The 2,276-nt window shown below is 54.8% G+C and carries 3 protein-coding genes; 1 reads left to right on the top strand and 2 read right to left on the bottom strand.

What is annotated here, in order from left to right:
- Nucleotides 1–57 precede the first annotated feature (57 nt).
- Nucleotides 58–684 carry a DNA methyltransferase gene (locus PYV00_RS21215; protein WP_275230327.1) on the top strand — a complete coding sequence of 209 codons (627 nt, stop codon included), beginning with the start codon at nucleotides 58–60 and terminating at the stop codon, nucleotides 682–684.
- 271 nt (nucleotides 685–955) lie between these two features.
- Here PYV00_RS21215 and PYV00_RS21210 read toward each other — a convergent pair whose 3' ends face one another.
- Nucleotides 956–1,411: a hypothetical protein gene (locus tag PYV00_RS21210; protein ID WP_275230326.1), complete on the bottom strand. Its 456-nt coding sequence runs from the start codon at nucleotides 1,409–1,411 to the stop codon at nucleotides 956–958.
- Nucleotides 1,412–1,562: 151 nt separating this feature from the next.
- Entirely contained in the window at nucleotides 1,563–2,138 is a 576-nt protein-coding gene (locus PYV00_RS21205; protein ID WP_275230325.1) for an ankyrin repeat domain-containing protein, read from the bottom strand.
- Nucleotides 2,139–2,276: the final 138 nt, after the last annotated feature.

Here is a 2,276-nt window from a genome sequence, read left to right as displayed (position 1 = left end):
TCTGCTCCATACCTGCCCGCCTCACGCTCATCGCGTCACCGAAACGGGTAAATCAGGGTGTCCGACTGCATCAAAGTGATGCGCACCATGCCCGGCAACAGCGTCGATTTTGTTCTCACGGACCCGCCTTACGTCACGCGCTATCGCGATCGTACCGGCAGGCAGGTTCTCAACGACGACAATGCCGCCTGGATCGAACCGGCCTTTGCAGAAATCTTCAGGCTGATGAAGTTCGGGACCTACTGTGTCAGCTTCTATGGCTTCAATAGTATCCAGCAGTTCTCGTCCGCCTGGGCCAAGGCAGGGTTTCGCGTCGTCGGGCACATCGTGTTCCGCAAGCGCTACGCCTCGTCACAGCGCTATCTCACCAGGCATCACGAGAGCGCATACCTGCTGGCCAAAGGTCACGTCAGCATACCGGATTGGGTAATCCCCGATGTGATCGACTTCGAACACATCGGGAACAGGTATCACCCGACGCAGAAACCGGTCTCGGCACTCACCCCGCTGATTGAGAGCTTCTGTCCGCAACGCGGGCTGGTGCTCGATCCGTTCTGCGGGTCGGGAAGTTCGTTGGTCGCAGCCCGGCAGCAAGGCCGCGACTGGCTAGGCATCGAGCTTGATGCTCAGCATCACCGCACTGCTAGCGATCGGCTCGCATACGAAATGAGGAAGGCTGCTTAGGCCTCCCCACCAACAATAGCTTCGCCGTTAGCTCCTACGGCTGGAACAGCATTGCGGCCTATTCAGCGGCATGGAAGAAGGCGGGTTTGGGCTTCATCTTCGTTCCTTCGTCACTGCGACGAAGCCCAAACCCGCCTCAATTCACAACCTCAATTCTGTGCCATTGGCGCTGACGGGGGACAGTATCGAACTCGCTGTTGCTGATCACCAAACCGCCAGTCGCCGCCTCACGAACCAAATGAGGGAGGCCGCGTAGGCCTCCCCCTCTCGATCAAAGATCGAAATTGTACATAAGGCTTGGCATTGTGATGGCCATCGCCGTCGTGAGCAGCCTTACTCGATCGCGGCATTCCTGCCGCAGACGGCTCGGCTCGCGCACCGCGTATCCCATCAAGTCACGAATATTGCTCGCCGCTGCATCTTCCCCGAAAGCCTCGCCGAAGTCCGGGAGACTCGCCAGATCGTAAGGCGTCCCGTCACGGTAATAGGCATTCCCGTCCCGACGGTCGAACCGTTCGATCGTGTCGCATGCCCAATCGGCAATCTGTCTACGCGGCATGTCCAGCGCCACGATGGCTTTGCCAGTCCGCGTGACGTAGGAAGTGTTGTCAATCTCGCAATCACACGGCAGATAGACGCTAGTCCTGCTGTGGTACACCGGGCCGATCGCCATCGACTTTAGCTGACGATAGGCACATCGCGAACAAAAAGATTTCTGCGTATTCATAGCCCTTCTCCAGAGACTGGCGGAAGAGCAGCGCTGCAAGTTCAGTCCTGTTGGGGCCCTTGGACTGGTGGAAGCTTCCAAATTCTTCCGACGCAGCAGCAGTCGCACGAACCACGCCGAGAAAAGCTCACACAAAACTCATGGATTGGGTCTATGGCTGGAGATCAGGGCGAAAAGGAATGCCGCGAACGTGCCGCTGTTCGGCCTCAAGTTCAATCAACCGATCTCCAAGAGCCCCATCTTGAGCGACCTTGAATGCAACATCGCTAGGTAACCGACCCAAACGGTCTCTGATCGTTAAGTCAATTTGCGGGTGAGACAGGAGAAGCTCCACGACCTGATAGGCTCGGCTTCCGATGGCATGGTGCAGAGCAGTTAGGCCGATGTCATCGTCAACCTGCCTGTTCACGTCACCATTTGAGGATATATATCTCTCCACAACAACGGCGTCACCATAACTAGCTGAATCAATGAATTGTTCAAATGATACTTCTGGCTTTGAACTTAAAATGCGAATAATCCTTCTAAATGTATTGTACAGCCTCCAAGATAAGTATACAGTATTCGAAGAAAAATAGTCAAATATTGATGGCACCAATGGAAACGGCGAGTTTTCATACCTTTCCGGACTCTCAACACGCCCTGTTCCGTAACAAAGCGTACAAAGGGCCTCGCTTTTGGTTGAACGTCCAATGCCACTACATTGCGGGCAAGGCGCCATTTTCATTTTATGTGGTCATCTCATGCTGCGCCTTCGCCAACGTCAATTCCGTTGGATTGGGTGGTGCTAACCGATGCATATTAGAGCGGTTTTCGACCGCTTTGAATCGATGAGGGATTCCCTTGCGGGCTGATTTGTGATTCA

This window comes from Novosphingobium album (ex Liu et al. 2023) (assembly GCF_029076845.1).
Classification (GTDB): domain Bacteria; phylum Pseudomonadota; class Alphaproteobacteria; order Sphingomonadales; family Sphingomonadaceae; genus Novosphingobium.
Note: the sequence above shows the minus strand (reverse complement) of the source record. Positions and strands in the feature narration are given on the sequence as shown.